Raw genomic sequence first — 17,196 nt, forward strand, 5'->3', positions numbered from 1 at the left:
GACGCGCGCGACTTTGATCCATGTCAAGTTTTCGGAAATTCGTCGGGCTTCAATTCAGTTACATTTAGACTGTATGTCCAATCCCAGGGATCATTCCGGAGCGCGACGCCCATGCGCTCCGGACGTCCGAATGGATCCTCAGGCGACGCGCCCGTGGCAATGCTTGTACTTCTTGCCCGATCCACAGGGGCACAGCGCGTTGCGTGGCGTACGCGGGTCGATCTCGTCAGCCGACCCGACCGTCGCGGGAGCGACGCGGCGGACCATGCCGTCGGGCAGCGGCGCATCGTCGGCCAAGGCGTCGGCGGTGGCCAGGGCCGGGTCCTGGCGTGTCTCGATGCCCTGGACCGGCTGGGGCTCGATATCCTCCGGATGGTCCATCCGCATCTCGACATAGGACAGCACGGTCGTGACCGTCTCGCGCAGGTGCGACAGCATCCCCTCGAACATCTCGAAGGCTTCGCGCTTGTACTCGTTCAGCGGATCGCGCTGGGCATAGGCCCGCAGGTTGATGCCTTGGCGCAGATGGTCGAGATGGAGCAGGTGATCCTTCCAGGCTTGGTCCAGCAACTGGAGCAGCAGGCTCTTCTCGGCCGCCCGCATCAGGTCCGGGCCATAGTTGGCGGCCTTGCCGGCCATCTTCTCGTCGGCGGCGCGGCGCACCCGCTCCTCGATCTCGGCCTCGGCGATGCCGTCCTCCTTGGCCCATTCGTGGACCGGCAGGTCGAGGTTCAGGACGCGGCGGATCTCCTCGTGCAGGCTGTCGATGTTCCATTGCTCGGCATAGGCGTTCGCCGGGATGGCCTTCTTGACCATCTCCTCGATCACCTCGTGGCGCATGTCCTCGATCGTGCCGGCGATCTCCGGCGCGTCCATGATCTCGCGGCGCTGCTCGTAGACGACCTTCCGCTGGTCGTTCATCACGTTGTCGTATTTCAGCAGGTTCTTGCGGATCTCGAAGTTGTGCGCCTCGACCTTCTGCTGGGCCTTCTCCAACGCCTTGTTGATCCAGCTGTGGACAATGGCCTCGCCTTCCTTCAGGCCGAGCCGCTGGAGCATGCCGTCCATCCGCTCGGACCCGAAGATCCGCATCAGGTCGTCGTCCAGGCTCAGGAAGAACTTCGAGGCGCCGGGGTCGCCCTGGCGGCCCGACCGGCCGCGCAACTGGTTGTCGATGCGCCGGCTCTCGTGGCGCTCGGTGCCGATCACGAACAGTCCGCCGGCCTGCTTGACGACTTCCTTGTCGCGCGCGATCTCCGCCTGGATCCCAGCGGTCAGGCGCTCGCGCTCCGCCGGGTCCTGGACATCGGCCAGTTCGACGGCCAGACGCATGTCGAGATTGCCGCCCAGCTGGATGTCGGTGCCGCGGCCCGCCATGTTGGTGGCGATCGTCACGGCGCCGGGACGACCGGCCTGGGAGATGATCTGCGCTTCCTGCTCGTGGTAGCGGGCGTTCAGGACCGCGTGCGGAATGTTTTTCCGCTTCAGCAGTTCGGACAGCACCTCCGACTTCTCGATCGACACGGTGCCGACCAGGATCGGTTGCCCACGCGCCCGGCATTCCTCGACCAGGACCGCGATCGCCTCGTATTTCTCCTTGCCGGTGCGATAGACCTCGTCGTCGAAGTCCTTGCGCTGGACACCGACGTTGGTCGGCATCTCGACCACGTCCAGGCCATAGATCTCGGAGAACTCGTTCGCCTCGGTCATGGCGGTGCCGGTCATGCCGGACAGGCGCGGGTAGAGGCGGAAATAATTCTGGAAGGTGATCGAGGCCAGCGTCTGGTTCTCGCGCTGGATCGTAACGCCTTCCTTGGCTTCCAAGGCTTGGTGCAGGCCCTCCGAATAACGCCGGCCCTCCATCATGCGGCCGGTGAACTCGTCGATGATGATGACCTTGTCATCCTTGACGATGTAGTCCTTGTCGCGCTGGAACAGCGTGTGGGCCCGCAGGGCCTGATTGGCGTGGTGGACCAGGCTGACGTTCTGGATGTCATAGAGGTTGCCCTCCGTCAGCAGGCCCATGTCGCGGAGGATCTGCTCGACCTTCTCGGTCCCGACCTCGGTCAGGCTGACCGCGCGGACCTTCTCGTCCTTATCGTAATCCTCCGGCTCCAGCCGCGGGATTACCCGGTTCACCGCGATGTACAGCTCGGAACCGTCGGTCGACGGGCCGGAGATGATCAGCGGCGTGCGCGCCTCGTCGATCAGGATGCTGTCGACCTCGTCGACGATCGCGAAGTTGAACGGCCGCTGGACCATGTCGTCCAACCGGAACTTCATGTTGTCGCGGAGATAGTCGAAGCCGTATTCGTTGTTGGTGCCATAGGTGATGTCTGCCTGATAGGCCATCTTGCGCTCGAAATCGTCCAACCCGTGGACGATGCAGCCGACCGACAATCCCAGGAAATTGTAGACCTTGCCCATCCAGCCGCTGTCGCGCTTGGCCAGGTAGTCGTTGACCGTGACGACGTGGACGCCCTTGCGGCCGACCGCGTTCAGATAGACCGGCAGCGTCGCCACCAGGGTCTTGCCCTCGCCGGTCCGCATCTCCGCGATCTTGCCCTGGTGCAGGACGATACCGCCCATCAACTGCACATCGAAATGCCGCTGTCCCAGCACCCGCTTGGCCGCTTCGCGCACCGTGGCGAAGGCGTCGGGCAGGATGTCGTCCAGCGTCTCACCCTTCTCCAGGCGCTCGCGCAGCCAGTCCGTGCGCGCGCGCAACTCGTCGTCCGACAGGCCGGCCACGCTTGGCTCCAGCGCGTTGATGACCTCGACCTGCCGCAGCAGCGCCTTGACGGTGCGATCATTCGCGGTGCCGAAAATTTTACGGGCGATAGCACCGAACATGGAGACCTCGGGTAAGAGCAAAAAACGGTTACGGCAAGAAACGGCTGGCGCGCGATCCTGGGCGCCCGCTCGGCAAGGTCCGGGCAGTGGCACGGCCTTGACATAAGAGTGCGCGCAATGCCTGTCAACAAGCCTGCGGCCGGCGTACCACGACACCCGACCGCAACGGGTGCGGCAGGAACATTAAGCAATCATTAAGCCGTATGTGACAAAGATAAGCCACCCAGGCGGATTTTCCAACGGCGCAGTAGGCGTCGCGCACCGCTTGTCCCTTGTCATGATTGGCCCTTAGAAGGAGGCAGCCGATGGTTGGCGTACTTGAGATACTGACTCCCGGTCCAACGGCGGCCGCTCAACGCGCCGTCGCCACCACCCAGGTTCCGAAGTCCGCGCCGGCTCCCGAGAAGCCAGCCAGCAAGGCCGCGGCGCTGCCGGCCGCGTCGGCGCCAGCGAAGGAGCGGGACACCGCACCCGCCTCGCGCGACACCAAGGCCGTGAGCGTCGAAATTTCGGCGGCAGCCATGCGGCTGACGCAGACGCAGGCCGACAACACCGCCGCCACCGAGACCTTGCGTTCCATCAGCCGGCCGCGCCGCCGTGATAATTCGATGGAAGACCTGATGAACAAGCTGCGCGACGACCTGGTCAAGGTCTTCCGCATGTTCGGCAAGTCGGACAAGGAAAGCCGCGCGGCGGCGGAGGCGATCACCGGCAAGGCGCGGGAGTCGACCGACCGCGGCGGGGTTGCCGCCGATCGTGCGGTCGATCCGGCCAGCCAGGGTCAGGCGACGACCAACGTGTCCGTGGTCTTCCAGTCCATCAGCCTCAAGATCTCCAGTTCGTCGGGCAAGATGGAGGCCTCGATCGAACTCGTCCGGATGGAGGCCAATATGACGACGGGTGCCGCGCTCGCCGTCGGGCTGCCCGGCATGGGCCAAGGCGGACAGGGCCAGGGTTCGGGAGGCGGTGGCCAGCAGGTCGATCCGCTGGTGTTCGACCTGGACGGCAATGGGGTCGATCTGACCAAGGCGGAGAGCGGCGTCCTGTTCGATATCAGCGGCCAAGGCAGGCCAGACAAGACCGCGTGGGTAACGGGTGGGGACGCGTTGCTGGCGCTCGACCGGAACGGCAATGGCAGGATCGACGACGGCCGCGAACTGTTCGGCGACCAGAACGGTGCCTCGGACGGCTTCGCGGAACTCGGCCGGTTCGACGACGATGGCAATGGCTTGATCAACGCCCGGGACACCGTGTTCAACTCGCTGATCCTGGTGCGCGCCAACGGCGGCACCTCCACGCTCGGTGACGAAGGCATCACCGAGATCCGGCTGGACGCCGTGGTTCCGGTCAACCAGCGCTTGGCCGGCGGCGACGTGGTCGCGGAAAGCGCTTTCAGCCGGGCCGACGGTTCGCAGGGCAAGCTGGCCGACGTGCTGCTTGACGTCAGGATCTGAGGTTCGACACATCTCAGGTTCCAGACTGGGGCGTCGGGGGCCGCCGCGACCCCTGACGCCAATATGTCATCGAAGCGTCACGCATCCGCAACGCGCCGCGCATAGGGTCCCGGAACTTCAATGAACCGAGGATCCACGGGTATGCGCGTAGTGATGATGGGCGCCTTGATCGCCACCCTGTCCATCGGGGCCACCGCCGCCCCGGCCTCGGCACAATCCCCGGCCAAGCCGCCAACCGTCACGGTGACGACATACACCAGCGCCGATTCCATCCTGAACCTGCGGAAAGTCTCGTTCGAGGGTGGCAAAACGCTCGACCTGTCGGTCGGCATCGGCAGCGGCGCCTTCCGCGCCAAGGGCGACCCGGACAACGTGTTCCTGACCATCAGCGACCGGGGACCGAACTTCACCTGCGGCGACGCCGAGGACATCATCGGCGTCAAGGGCGACAAGATCTGCGGCGACATCAAGCGGGGCCGGATTTATCCGGTGCCGGAATACAACCCCTCGATCTACCGCGTCCAGGTGCTGGAGAACGGCACCTTCCGAGTGCTGGACAGCATCTCGTTGAAGGATTCGCACGGGAACCCGGTGGATGGCTTGCTGAACCCCCTCACCGTCGCCTCGACCGAGCAGCCGCTCGATGCCCAGGGCCGGAAGCTCGACCGCAACCCGAACTCGGTCGACGCGGAGGGCATCGTGAGGCTGTCCGACGGCGGTTACTGGATCGGGGACGAGAATGGACCGTCGATCCTCCACGCGGCGCCCGATGGCCGTATCCTGGTCCGCCATGTCCCCGCGGGCACCGAAAAGGACTACGCCAAGGCGGTTTACAAGGTAGAGGGCACGCTGCCGGCGCTGCTGGCGACGCGGGCGCTCAATCGCGGCATCGAGTCCATGGCCCTGTCCGACGACGAGAGGTTCCTGTGGTTCGTCCTGCAGAACCCGCTCGCCAACCCCGACAACGACACCTATGTCGCGGCCAACGCCGCGCGGCTGTTCAAATTCGACCGCGAGGCGGGCGAGATCGCCGGCGAGTACGTCTATCTGATGGAGCCGACCACAGCCTATCGGGGCGAGGAGAAGAAGAAGCAGAACACCGTCCGGATCAGCGAGCTGACGTACCTGTCCGGTGACACGCTGCTCATCCTCGAACGCACAGAACAGACCACCAAGATCTTTCGGATCGACTTGGCCGGGGCCACAGACATCGCGGGTGGCCAATGGGACGACGCGGCGACCAAGCCGTCGCTGGAACAGGTCAAGCTGGACGAGGCCGGCGTCAAGCCAGTCGCCAAGACCCTCGTGCTCGACACCGCCGACCACCCGGAGATCCCGGTCAAGGTCGAGGGCATGGCCCGGTTCGGCGATGGCGCGCTGATGCTGATCAACGACGACGATTTCGGCATCGACGGCAAGCGGACGACCATCGTCAAGGTCACCGGCTTGGCGCTGGAGGCGCCGAATCGAGGCAATTGAGGCACTGGGGCCAGCCTTCCATGGCGGCGGTGTGGCGGGCTTCGGGCATTTGCCGGACCCCGCCAGTCCCACCTTGCAAGCCGCTTCGCGCCGTGCTTAATCGCAGCGAAAGAGAATATATGCGGACGGACGCCGATTGGTGGCGCTTGTTTCCGCATGCCTCAATCCGCTGAAAAGGAACTTTCCATGATCGCACGAGTCCTCCGCGTCGCCGCAGTATCGCTGGCGCTTGGCGGTGTCGGTTTCGCCGCCGTGGCCCAGACGACCCCCGCCGCGCCGGCGGGTGCCGGCGCCGGTGAGGATCCGGTGGTGGCCAAGGTCAATGGATCGGAGATCAAGCGCTCCGAGGTGATGCGCACCATCGCGTCGCTGCCGCCGCAGGTTCAGCAGATGCCGGTCCAGATGATCTTCCCGGCCGTGATCGACCAGATCGTCAATGGCAAGCTGGTCGCCGAGGCCGGCTACAAGGCCAATGTCCAGAACGATCCGGAAGTGGCCGAGCGGATGAAGCGGGCGGAGGAGCGCATCGTCCAGGAGCTCTACCTGACCAAGGAGGTCCAGAAGCGGATCACGGCCGAGCGGCTCCAGGAGGCGTACAACCAGTTCAAGCAGGAGAACCCGCCGCAGGATGAGGTCAAGGCCAGCCATATCCTGGTCGATAGCGAGGACGCCGCCAAGGCGATCATCGCCGATCTCAAGAACGGCGGCGACTTCGCCAAGATCGCCGGCGAGAAGTCCAGCGACAAGGCCGCCGCCCAGCAGGGTGGCGATCTCGGCTACTTCACCAAGGACCAGATGGTCGAGCAGTTCTCCACCGCGGCCTTCGCCATGAAGCCGGGCGAGGTCAGCCAGACCCCCGTCCAGACCCAGTTCGGCTGGCACGTCATCAAGGTCGTCGACCGCCGCCAGAGCACGCCGCCGACCTTCGAGGAGGTCCAGGAGCAGCTTCGCAGCCAGGTTTCCGAGCAGGTGATCGGCGAACTGGTCGAGGACCTGCGCGGCAAGGCCAAGGTCGAGCGCTTCCAGATGGATGGCTCGCCGATGCCGGAACAGCCCGCCGCCACCCCCGGTGCCGCCCCGGCTCCCGGCGCCGCACCCGCTCCGGCTCCCGCCACCAAGCCGTAAGCAACCCCGGTCGATCACCACCCGCCACCACCATCCGCCACCATCTCAAGGCCGCGATCACCATGGCACCGAAGATCTCCCCGCTGGCACCCGGCGACTTCCCCTGGATGCCGGCGATCCCCGGTGTCCGTCTGGCGACGACCAACTGCGGCATCCGCTACAAGGGCCGCGACGATCTGATGGTGGCGCTGCTCGATCCCGGCACCACGGTGGCTGGGGTGGTGACGCGGTCGCTGACCGCCTCGGCGCCGGTCCATTGGTGCAAGAAGCACCTGCCGGGCGGCTCCGCCCGGGCGATCGTGGTCAATTCGGGCAACTCCAACGCCTTCACCGGCAAGGCCGGCGAGGCTTTCGTCCAGGCCACGGTCGAGGCCGCCGCCAAGCTGGCCGGCTGCGAGGCGGGCGAGGTCTTCGTGGCCTCGACCGGCGTGATCGGCCAGCCGATCCCGACCGACGCCATCGCCTCGAACCTGCCGGGCCTGTCGAACGCGTTCGACGCCGATGGCTGGTTCCCGGCGGCCAAGGCGATCATGACCACCGACACCTTCGCCAAGGGCTCGACCCGCACGGCGAGGATCGGCGACACCACGGTGACGATCAACGGCTTCGCCAAAGGCTCGGGCATGATCGCCCCTGACATGGCGACCATGCTGGGCTTCGTCTTCACCGACGCCGCCATCGCGGCGCCGGTGCTCCAGAAGCTGCTGAGCGACGCCAGCGAGAAGTCGTTCAACCGCATCACGGTCGATGGCGACACCTCGACCAGCGACACGGTACTGGTCTGCGCCACCGGCAAGGCCGGCAACAAGCCCATCACCAAGGCTGGCGACAAGCACTTGGCCGACTTCAGGACGGCGCTGGAGGAGGTCCTGATCGACCTCGCCCGCCAGATCGTCCAGGATGGCGAGGGCGCCACCAAGTTCGTCACCATCCGCGTCGAGGGGGCCGCCAGCGACAAGGCGGCCAAGCGGATCGCCCTGACCATCGCCAACTCCCCCCTGGTCAAGACCGCCGTCGCCGGCGAGGACGCCAATTGGGGCCGCATCGTCATGGCGGTCGGCAAGGCCGGCGAGAAGGCCGACCGCGACAAGCTGCGGATCTCCGCCGGTGGCGTGCTGATCGCGGCCGACGGCATGGAGGTGCCGGGCTACGACGAGACGCCTGTGGTCGCCCACATGAAGGGCCAGTACATCGACTTCCTGGTCGAGCTTGGCATCGGCGAAGGGGCCGCGACGGTTTGGACCTGCGACCTGACCCACGGCTACATCGACATCAACGGCAGCTACCGGAGCTGATGCCGGTGCCGAGCCCTCCCGGTTCCTCCGCATGAACTGCTTCGATCCCAACTCGACGCCCGAACCGGGGGATGGGCCGGTCAAGCCGATCCTGCTGGTGGTCGCGGTGGCGCTGGTCGATCCCGATGGCCGCGTCCTGCTGGCCCAGCGGCCCGAAGGCAAGTCGCTGGCCGGTCTGTGGGAGTTCCCCGGCGGCAAGGTCAACGAGGGCGAGAGCCCGGAATACGCCCTGGTCCGCGAGCTGCGGGAGGAACTGGGGATCGAGACGGCGGGCAGCTGCCTCGCTCCCCTCACCTTCGCCTCGCACCGCTACGAGACCTTCCACCTGCTGATGCCGCTGTACGTCTGCCGCGTCTGGCAAGGCACCGCGACTCCGCTGGAAGGTCAGGCCCTGGCCTGGGTCCGCCCCAACGACATGGGAAAATACCCCATGCCCCCCGCCGACAAGCCCCTGGTGGCGATGCTGCGGGATCTTCTGTGAACCGGTTCGGCAACCTTCTTGCTGACCGGCGGGCATGGATCCGCTAAGTTCCCGGCTCCCGCGTCCACGAAAACAGCACCCGGCTCCATCATGACCGCCCCCGTCGTCACCCCCAAAGTCGGCAATCCCCTGTTCCGCGACATGCCCACCACCGTGTTCGAGGTGATGTCGCAGCTGGCGCTCAAGCATCAGGCGATCAACCTGGGGCAGGGTTTCCCCGACGACCGGGGGCCCGCCGACGTGCTGCGGGCCGCCGCCGACGCGCTGCTCGACGGCTACAACCAGTATCCGTCCATGATGGGAACGCCGGAGCTGCGCCAAGCCGTGGCCGCCCACGCCAAGCGCTTCTACGACCTGGACGTCGACTGGTCGCGCGAGGTCATGGTGACGTCGGGCGCCACCGAGGCTCTGGGCGCCTGCCTGCTAGGATTGATCGAGCCGGGCGACGAGGTCGTGCTGTTCGAGCCGATGTACGACAGCTACCTGCCGATCATCCGGCTGGCTGGCGGCATTCCCCGCATCGTGACGCTCAAGGCTCCCGACTGGAGCTTCACCCGCGAGGACCTGGAACGGGTGTTCAGCCCGCGCACCAAGGCGCTGGTGATCAACAACCCATTGAACCCCGTCGGCAAGGTCTATGACCGCGCCGAGCTGGAGATGATCGGCGAGTTCCTGACCCGGTTCGATGCCTACGCCGTCTGCGACGAGGTCTACGAGCATCTGGTGTTCGACGGCGCCCGCCACATCCCGCTGATGACGCTGCCGGGCCTGCGCGACCGCTGCCTGCGGGTCGGGTCGGCCGGCAAGACCTTCTCGCTGACCGGGTGGAAGATCGGCTACGTGACGGGAGCGCCGGACCTGCTCCAGCCCGTCGCCAAGGCCCACCAGTTCATGACCTTCACGACCGCGCCCAACCTCCAGGCGGGGGTGGCCTACGGGCTGTCCAAGGACACCAGCTATTTCACCGGGCTGTCGGCGTCGATGCAGGCCAAGCGCGACCGGCTGGCGGCGGGGCTTCGCGAGGCCGGGCTCTCCGTCCTGCACAGCGGCGGCTCGTATTTCCTGATCGCCGACATCTCCTCGGTCGGATTCGAGGGCGACGACGTGGCGTTCTGCCTCAAGCTGACGGAAGCCGCCGGCGTGACCGCGATCCCGGTCAGCGCCTTCTTCGCGGGGACCCCGCCACGCAACTATGTCCGGTTCTGCTTCTGCAAGGGGGATGGGTTGCTCGACGAGGCGATCGCCCGCCTGAAGCGCTATTTCTAAGGCAAATATATTGGAATTGCGCCATAATTTGGCTTGAGGTCCCAGCGGGCCCCGTACCACGGAGCGGGGTTCGCCGGTTATTCGTTGCTGGCATCGGGATTTTTGGTTTCATGGGACTTCCGCGTCCGTTCTGGCTCGCTCTCCTCGTGGCTCTCGGGTGTTCGACGGCAATTTCGGTGGCGGTTTCGGCGCAGGAGCCAAGGACCGATCAGGAACAGTCGCCCGCTCCCGTCATTGTGCCCACCGTCACGACCCCCACCGCCACCACGGCCCCCGGGGAGGCGCCGGCTCCCGACCAGGCCGCGTTCGGCGTGGCCGGGGTCGAGGTTCTGGCCGAGCGGGATTCGCCGCAAGCCTGCTTCACCTTCACCCATCCGCTGGAGAAGTCGCGGCTGATCGACTACTCGACACTGGTGGAGGTCCAGCCCGCCACACGGGTCACCGTCACCGTCCGCAAGGATACCCTGTGCGTCGAGGGGCTCAGCCACGGCGCCCACTATGGCGTCACCCTCAAGCAGGGCTTGCCCGGCGCCCAGGACGCGGTGCTGACCCAGGACGTCCCTCACGAGCTGGACGTGCCGGACCGCAAGCCCGCCCTGGCGTTCCGCGGCGCCGGCTACATCCTGCCCCATGTCGGCGCCGAGGGCTTGCCGCTCCGCACCATCAACGTTCGTCGCGCGCGCCTGCAGGTGATCAGGATCAGCGACCGCTCCCTGGTCGAGCAGATTTATTACGGCCGGATCAGCCAAGCCCTTACCGAACTGGACGTCGGCGGGATCGTCGAGCGCAGCGGGGCGCAGGTCTGGCAGGGAGAGATGGCGATCGGCGACCAGCCCAATCAGGCGATCGTCACGCCGTTCCCGATCGACGCCGCGATCGGCACGCTGAAGCCGGGCGTCTACATCGCGGTCGCCAGCAACGCCGACCGCGAGGGCGAGAACTGGGAAGCCAAGGCGACGCAGTGGTTCGTCATCTCCGACCTGGGGCTGACGACCTTCGCCGGCGAGGATGGCTTGCTGGTCTTCGCCCGCAGCCTGACCACCGCCGAGCCGGTCGCGGGCATCGAGCTTCGCCTGCTGGCGCGCAGCAACGCCGAACTGGGTAAACTCGCCACCGGTCCCGACGGCATCGCGCGCTTCGGCCCGGACACCATGCGCGGCACCGGCGGCAACGCGCCGCAGGCGGTGTTCGCCGCCAGCCCGTCGGGCGACATGGCCTTCCTCGACGTGGCCGCCGCGACCGATCCCTCCGAGCGCGCGGGCGCCCCGGCCGAGGTCGCCGGGCCGCTGGACGCTTGGCTCTACACCGACCGCGGCGGCTATCAGCCGGGCGAGACGGTGTTCTTCGGCGGGCTGCTGCGCGACGCCGACGCGGTCGCCGTCGAGGGACGCTCGCTGACCCTGAGGATCCAGCGCCCCGACGGTTTCGAGGTCGACCGGCGGCAGGTCACCGACATGGGGACGGGAGGCTACCGGCTCGACCTGGAGATCCCGCGCCCCGCCATCACCGGCCAGTGGTCGGTGACCGCCCATCTGGAGCCGGACGGCGCCCCGATCGGCCGCGTCGATTTCCTGGTCGAGGACTTCGCGCCGCCCCGCGTGGATGTCGACCTGTCGGCGGATCGCGACTCGATCGAAGCCGGCGGCAGCGTGGCGTTGAGGGTCGAGGGCCGGTTCCGCCGCGCCGGTCCGGCGGCCAAGCTGCCGGGCGAATTGGCGGTGACCCTACGGCGCGCCGCCGATCCCCACCCCAAGTTTCCGGGCTATCGCTTCGGCCTCGTCCAGGAGCCGTTCGAGCCGCGACGGGCCGACGCGCCGGGTTTCACGACGGGTGCCGATGGGACGGCCAAGGTCGATTTCCACCTGCCCGAGTTGCCCGACACCAGCCAAGCCCTCGAAGCGGTCATCCAGGGCAAGATCTACGACATCGGGGGACGTCCCGTGGTCCGCGAGATAGCCTTGCCGATCCACCACCAGCCCTTCGCCATCGGCGTCAAGCCCCGCTTCGACGGTGACGCCGTACCGGAGGGTGCCACCGCCGCCTTCGACGTGGTGGCGCTCGATCCAGACGGCAACCCGGTCGAAAAGCCGGCGCTGTCCTACGAGCTGGTCGAGGAGGACTACGATTACGCTTGGTTCGAGACGGATGGCCGTTGGGAGTACAAGGCGCGGGGCCAGGAAAAGCGGCTGACCGGCGGCTCGGTCGCCGCCGGTACCGGACCCCGCCCCGACAACCGCGCCGCGATCGAACAGCCGGTCGGTTCCGGCCGGTTCCGGTTGGAGGTTTTCGATGGCGAAACGGGTGTCGCCACCAGCGTCCGTTTCTCCGCCGGCTGGTGGGTCACGCCGACCGCCGGCGATCGGCCCGACCAAGTCGACGTCGCCGTCATGTTGCCAAAATATTCCGGGGGCGAAACGGCCAAGGTCTTCGTCAAGCCGCCCTATCCCGCCCAGGTGCTGGTGACCGTGGCGGATCGGGTCGTCCGCCAGACCGAGTTGCGCCGGATCGGGCCGGAGGGAGCGTTCCTGGACGTTCCGGTCGACCCGTCCTGGACGGCGGGCGTCCATGTCATCGCGACCGCCTTCGCGCCGGCCGAGCCGATCCACCAGGCGGGGTCGCGCCGCGCGGTGGGCAGCGCCTGGCTCGCGGTCGAACCGGCGCCGCGCCGCCTGAGCGTGACGGTCGCGGCTCCCGCCGACCTGGTTCCGCGCGGCCAAGTCCGGATTCCCGTCAAGGTCGAGGGAGCGGAGGAGGGCGCCGAGATCCGCCTGACCCTGTCGGCGGTGGACGACGCCATGCTCCGGCTCACCGATTTCGGCACCCCCGATCCCGCCGCGCATTTTCTCGGACGGCGCCAGTTGGAGGTCGACCTGCGCGATGTGCGCGGCCGGCTGATCAACCGGGATGACGCTTCGGCGGCGGCGCGCGTTCGGCCGGTGATGGTTCCGCCGTCGCGGCGGCGTCCGGGCGATCCGCCGCCGCTCCGCCGCAAGGAGATGACGGCGCTTTATTCCGGCATCGTGACGGTCGGTCCCGGCGGTACGGCCGAGGTCCCGCTCGACATTCCCGACTTCGATGGCCGGCTGCGGCTGATGGCGGTCGCGTGGACCGCCGGCAAGGTCGGCAGCGCCACGGCGTTCGCCAATGTCCGGGACCCCTTGTTGGCCGAAATGTCCCTGCCGCGCTTCCTGGCCCCCGGCGATGTCGCCCAGGTCACCTTGAGCCTGACCGACAGGAGCCAGAAGGGGGGCGATCTCAAGGTGCGGTTCGGCGCCGACGGCATGGTGGCGCTCCGTGATGCCGACCCGGAGTCTCCCCAGGTTTCCGGCGACATCGCGGTTCCCGGCGTCAAGCCCGGCAAGCCGGCGGTGGTCCCGCTGACGATCGTCGCCACCGGAGTCGGCGGCGGAACCATCCGCGCCGCGATCACCGGGCCGGACGGCGCCGAGACCTCGCGCGAGTGGGCGGTGGGCGTCCGCCGGACCCAGCCCCTCGTGTCGCGCCGGCAGGTCGAGTTGATCGAGCCGGGCCGCAAGGCCGGCATCGATCCCGCCATGGTCCCGGAACCGACCGCGCTGCGGCGCGAGACGGTCAGCGTGGCGCTGTCGATCGGTGCCGCACCCGATCTCGACCTGCCGGGGCTGCTGCTGTCGATCGACCGCCACGCCCATGGCGGAGCCGAGCAGATGACCAGCCGCGCCATGCCGCTGCTGAGACTCGGCCCGGTGATGGCGGCGCTCGACATCGCGCCGGAGGACGAGGTCCGCCCGCGCGTCCAGCGCGCGATCGACCGGCTGATGTCGGTGCAGCGCACCGACGGCGCCTTCGCCCTATGGTCCTCGCAGGGGCCCGCCGAGCTATGGCTGACCGCCTATGTGATGGATTTTCTCGGACGCGCGCGGGAGGCCGGCTACCGGGTGCCCGAGGCGCCGTGGCGGAAGGGCCTGGAGTGGCTGAAGGCCGTGCTCGACAATGCCTGGTTCGACGAGGCGGAGTTGACGGCGCGGGCCTACGCGCTTTACGCGCTGGCCGGCGCCAAGACGATCGACGTGTCGGACATCCGCTACTTCCAGGAAAGCTATTGGGAGGAGTTGCCGACCCGGCTGGCCCGCGCCCAGGTCGCGGCGGGCTTGGCCCGCCTTGGCGACGCCGACCGCGCCGGCGAGGCGTTCGGCAAGATCGACCGCCCCAGGGTCGAGCCCGACGGCATGCGCGATTTCGGCTCCGACCTGCGCGATCAGGCCGCCGTCATCGCCCTGGCGGCCGAGGCGAACGTCCCGCGCGACCGGCTGATGGAACTTGCCCGGCAACTCGCGACCATGCTGGCCGACGCGGAGGCGCTGAGCGCGCAGGAGCGCGCCTGGGTGTTGAACGCGGCGTCGGCGCTGGCCGCGAGGACCGGCGAGATCAAGCTGACGCTGGATGGCCAGCCGATAACGTCGTCCACGCCCCTGTACCGCCGGCTCCAGCCTGGCGGTCCGGCGCTCCCGGTCGAGAACACGGGATCGGCGCCGCTTTACCGCTCGATCACTCTGGCCGGCCTGCCGGTGGATCCAGCCCCGGCGGCAGCCGAGGACTTCCGCATCCAGCGCACCATCCTGGGGATGGACGGCAGCCCGGTCGATCCCGCCAAGGTGGCGAGAAACCGCCTGCTCGTGGTGATCCTGGAGGGCGAGAGCCTGCGCCGCGAGCGGCAGCAAGCCCTGGTCGTGGACATGCTGCCGGCGGGATTGGAGATCGAGACCGTGCGGCTGGCCGACAGCGGGCAGTTGGGCGACCTGTCCTGGCTGGGAACCCTGAGCGCCGCCAACCACGTGGAGTTCCGGGAAGACCGCTTCGTGGCGGCGCTTGACCTGACGCCCGAGCAGCCCTCGTTCCGGCTGGTCTATCTGGTGCGGGCGGTGGTGCCGGGCGACTACGCCATGCCGGGCGCCTATGTCGAGGACAGCCACAGCCCCAACCTGTTCGCGCGCGGACCGGCCGGGCGTCTGGTGGTGGGGGAGGAATAGGCGGGGCGAGGAGGCCGGACGACCCTGTCACAAATCAGGTTTTCTTGCGACGGGCCATCAACGGGGTCCAGTCCACGCCATCGACCTTGCCGGCTTCCCAAAAGAGGGTCAGCGTCTGGGCCGGGATGTTGAAGGGTGATCCCAGCAACATGGCCCTGTTGCCGTAACCCAGGCGTCTCTTGGCGACCCTATCCGCCATTTCCGCGGCTTTGTGGGCATCGACGCCATTGTGGCCACCACCCAGAAGCGAGCCGCCGATTTCCTCGCAGCGAGCCTTGAAGGAACTCCACGCCGCGGGATCCGGATCGTCCCGGCCGTCGAAGGCGAAGGGAATGCCGGATTCATCGATGTGGCGGTGGACGATGGCATCCATGCCGGCTTCGCGCGCCATTCTCTCGATCGTCTCGATGCCCTCGTCCCAGGCCGCCGTGAAGACGAAGCCGATCTTAATCTTTCGAAGATGAGCCTGGACCTCATCGTCGAACAACTCCCGCTGTTCGCCCAGGCTTTTGCGCCATTCGGTCAATCCGAAGCCAGCCGCCAGTATGTCCTGGCCTTGCCCTCCCGACGCCACGAAGTCGTCGACGACGATGATCGGTGTCTCGCCGCCCTTTTTGGCCGCCTCCTCGATCGTCATGCAGGACGAAATCCCAGATCCGATCAGATCGGCGGAGTAGTAGGTCTGGATGGCGCCGCTGTCCCTGGCGCTGCCGAAAGGGACCACGACGGCACCCGAGAACGAGGGGTGACGGGCGATGAAACCCTTAATGGCGCCGACGGTATCCGACCGGTCGATCATCCTGAACCGCTTCAGCAGGCTCAAGGCGCAGTCGACATGCCCGTCATGATCGAACTGCCGGAGCCAGTTGAGAACGCGATCCCGGAGGGAGCCCTCCCCGGGGCCTGGGCGGGCATCGGCGCACGGTTCCTGATACTTGGCGAGGAGTTCGGCGAAGCGTTCGACTATCGGGATGACATCCGCCTTCGCCAGCCGCTCCGGCTTCGGCCTGATGTCGTAGGGAGCGTCGTCGTAGTATCCCGCCACCCATAACCGACGCTTCAGCGCCTCTATCCTGTCAGCGCCGCGTTTGCTGCCTTCCAGCGCCGAGGGCGGCAGACGCACCATGTGCCGGATGCGCAGCAGCTTCTCGACCGCGAGATACACCGCGTCCGCGATCGCGGGTTTCGCGAAGACGTAGCCAGTGGGCTGGTTGGACATATAGGCATCGGCCCAGGCCGTGCGGTTGACGGTATATTCGCGGAACGGCAGCGGGGAGCCCGATACGGGCAGCAGGAAGGCCCTGGCGATCTGCGATCCACCGGGCGTTTGTCCCAGCGTGTGGATCATGATAGAGGTTTCCAGATCGATCCGCGATGGAGCGGCGGCACCCAAGGTCACTCCCAGGATCGCCCGCACCTCGTCGATGAGAAGGGTGCGGAAGCTCTCCCGGCTCTGCGGATGCTCGACATCCTCGAGAAAGCTGGTCAAGCCGGACTTCTGGATATCGTTCTTTTCCAAAGGGTCCGCCGGATAGCGGCGTTGGATCTGGAACGCCAGCACGGTCAGTTTCCGGGCCTTGATCGCTTTCAGCGTTCCGATGGCCTGTTCGAGCCGCTCGCGCGCTTCGGCATCCAGCCCGTCCGGAGCCACTCGCAGGGCCTCGTGGAGGGATCCGACCGTCATGGAGAGCAGGGCGTCATCATCGTATGTGTAAACCAGTTCGAGCACGCGCTCGACCGGCACGACCTTCGCCATCGCGAGGATGGCCGCTCTCAGCATCTGCTCGATCGCGACGACCTTGGGATGCCGGTAGATCTTGGCGTAGAGCAGGACGCGGGCGAGGTGCAGTTCATCGAGAACCGGCACGCCCGACCATTTCATGCCGAACAGGTAATGATGTTCGTCGCTCCGGCCAACCTTGCGGGCAATCTCCTCCGGCAGTTTGGAGCTTTCAAGTCTCCGGATCGAGATCTTCTGGACAAGGCGCGAGATGTCGAGCACCGACGGCGTTCCCGCCATGCGCGCGTCACGCACGAAGTAGTCCAGCTTGTCGGCGTCGAAGGGTCCGGAGATGATTTCGTGCAAGAGCGGCAATCGGTCGTCGATCGTTTGGCCAACTATGGCCAGCGCTATCTTGTCGACGATCAGCTTGACGTTTCTCCTCCGATTGTCGTCGAAACAGATGAAGTCGTGATTGTCATCGAGCAAGACCTCCAGGAGCGAGCTCACGGCC

General features: G+C 67.0%; 10 protein-coding genes. 7 read left to right on the forward strand and 3 right to left on the reverse strand.

Annotation, left to right across the window (positions count from 1 at the left end):
• Positions 1–138 precede the first annotated feature (138 nt).
• The gene (secA, locus tag N825_RS07630) at positions 139–2,853 is read right to left on the reverse strand and encodes a preprotein translocase subunit SecA (protein WP_037449183.1); all 2,715 of its coding nucleotides are present in this window, start codon (positions 2,851–2,853) and stop codon (positions 139–141) included.
• Positions 2,854–3,205: 352 nt separating this feature from the next.
• On the reverse strand, positions 3,206–3,433 hold the full coding sequence (locus N825_RS07635) for a hypothetical protein (RefSeq protein WP_037449185.1): 228 nt from the start codon (positions 3,431–3,433) through the stop codon (positions 3,206–3,208).
• Positions 3,434–3,473: 40 nt separating this feature from the next.
• Here N825_RS07635 and N825_RS36295 point away from each other — a divergent pair, with 40 nt between their 5' ends.
• The 7 genes from N825_RS36295 (at position 3,474) to N825_RS07670 (ending at position 14,962) form a co-directional block, all read left to right on the forward strand.
• Positions 3,474–4,307: a hypothetical protein gene (locus tag N825_RS36295; RefSeq protein ID WP_157619046.1), complete on the forward strand. Its 834-nt coding sequence runs from the start codon at positions 3,474–3,476 to the stop codon at positions 4,305–4,307.
• Between the two features lie 141 nt (positions 4,308–4,448).
• Positions 4,449–5,786, forward strand: coding sequence for an esterase-like activity of phytase family protein (locus N825_RS07645; RefSeq protein ID WP_037449188.1), 1,338 nt, complete (start codon positions 4,449–4,451; stop codon positions 5,784–5,786).
• A 186-nt stretch (positions 5,787–5,972) separates the two neighbouring features.
• Entirely contained in the window at positions 5,973–6,911 is a 939-nt protein-coding gene (locus N825_RS07650; RefSeq protein WP_037449190.1) for a peptidylprolyl isomerase, read from the forward strand.
• Positions 6,912–6,973: 62 nt separating this feature from the next.
• Entirely contained in the window at positions 6,974–8,206 is a 1,233-nt protein-coding gene (argJ, locus tag N825_RS07655; protein WP_037449193.1) for a bifunctional glutamate N-acetyltransferase/amino-acid acetyltransferase ArgJ, read from the forward strand.
• A 31-nt stretch (positions 8,207–8,237) separates the two neighbouring features.
• Entirely contained in the window at positions 8,238–8,687 is a 450-nt protein-coding gene (locus N825_RS07660) for a (deoxy)nucleoside triphosphate pyrophosphohydrolase (protein WP_051511700.1), read from the forward strand.
• A gap of 90 nt (positions 8,688–8,777) precedes the next feature.
• Complete coding sequence (locus tag N825_RS07665; RefSeq protein WP_051511701.1) at positions 8,778–9,953, forward strand: aminotransferase; 1,176 nt, start codon at positions 8,778–8,780, stop codon at positions 9,951–9,953.
• Between the two features lie 110 nt (positions 9,954–10,063).
• Positions 10,064–14,962: an alpha-2-macroglobulin family protein gene (locus N825_RS07670; RefSeq protein WP_084164490.1), complete on the forward strand. Its 4,899-nt coding sequence runs from the start codon at positions 10,064–10,066 to the stop codon at positions 14,960–14,962.
• 34 nt (positions 14,963–14,996) lie between these two features.
• Here N825_RS07670 and N825_RS07675 read toward each other — a convergent pair whose 3' ends face one another.
• Positions 14,997–17,192, reverse strand: a complete 2,196-nt coding sequence (locus N825_RS07675) for a phosphoribosyltransferase-like protein (protein ID WP_245613044.1) — start codon at positions 17,190–17,192, stop codon at positions 14,997–14,999.
• Positions 17,193–17,196: the final 4 nt, after the last annotated feature.

The organism is Skermanella stibiiresistens SB22 (assembly GCF_000576635.1).
Lineage (GTDB): Bacteria > Pseudomonadota > Alphaproteobacteria > Azospirillales > Azospirillaceae > Skermanella > Skermanella stibiiresistens.

What these genes read in the sequence shown, in the direction of transcription:
- secA (WP_037449183.1), bottom strand. Translation starts at nt 2,853, where the DNA reads ATGTTCGGTGCTATCGCCCGTAAAATTTTCGGCACCGCGAATGATCGC.
- N825_RS07650 (WP_037449190.1), top strand. Translation starts at nt 5,973, where the DNA reads ATGATCGCACGAGTCCTCCGCGTCGCCGCAGTATCGCTGGCGCTTGGC.
- N825_RS07665 (WP_051511701.1), top strand. Translation starts at nt 8,778, where the DNA reads ATGACCGCCCCCGTCGTCACCCCCAAAGTCGGCAATCCCCTGTTCCGC.
- N825_RS07660 (WP_051511700.1), top strand. Translation starts at nt 8,238, where the DNA reads ATGAACTGCTTCGATCCCAACTCGACGCCCGAACCGGGGGATGGGCCG.
- N825_RS07645 (WP_037449188.1), top strand. Translation starts at nt 4,449, where the DNA reads ATGCGCGTAGTGATGATGGGCGCCTTGATCGCCACCCTGTCCATCGGG.
- N825_RS07670 (WP_084164490.1), top strand. Translation starts at nt 10,064, where the DNA reads ATGGGACTTCCGCGTCCGTTCTGGCTCGCTCTCCTCGTGGCTCTCGGG.
- N825_RS36295 (WP_157619046.1), top strand. Translation starts at nt 3,474, where the DNA reads ATGAACAAGCTGCGCGACGACCTGGTCAAGGTCTTCCGCATGTTCGGC.
- argJ (WP_037449193.1), top strand. Translation starts at nt 6,974, where the DNA reads ATGGCACCGAAGATCTCCCCGCTGGCACCCGGCGACTTCCCCTGGATG.
- N825_RS07635 (WP_037449185.1), bottom strand. Translation starts at nt 3,433, where the DNA reads ATGGAACGCAAGGTCTCGGTGGCGGCGGTGTTGTCGGCCTGCGTCTGC.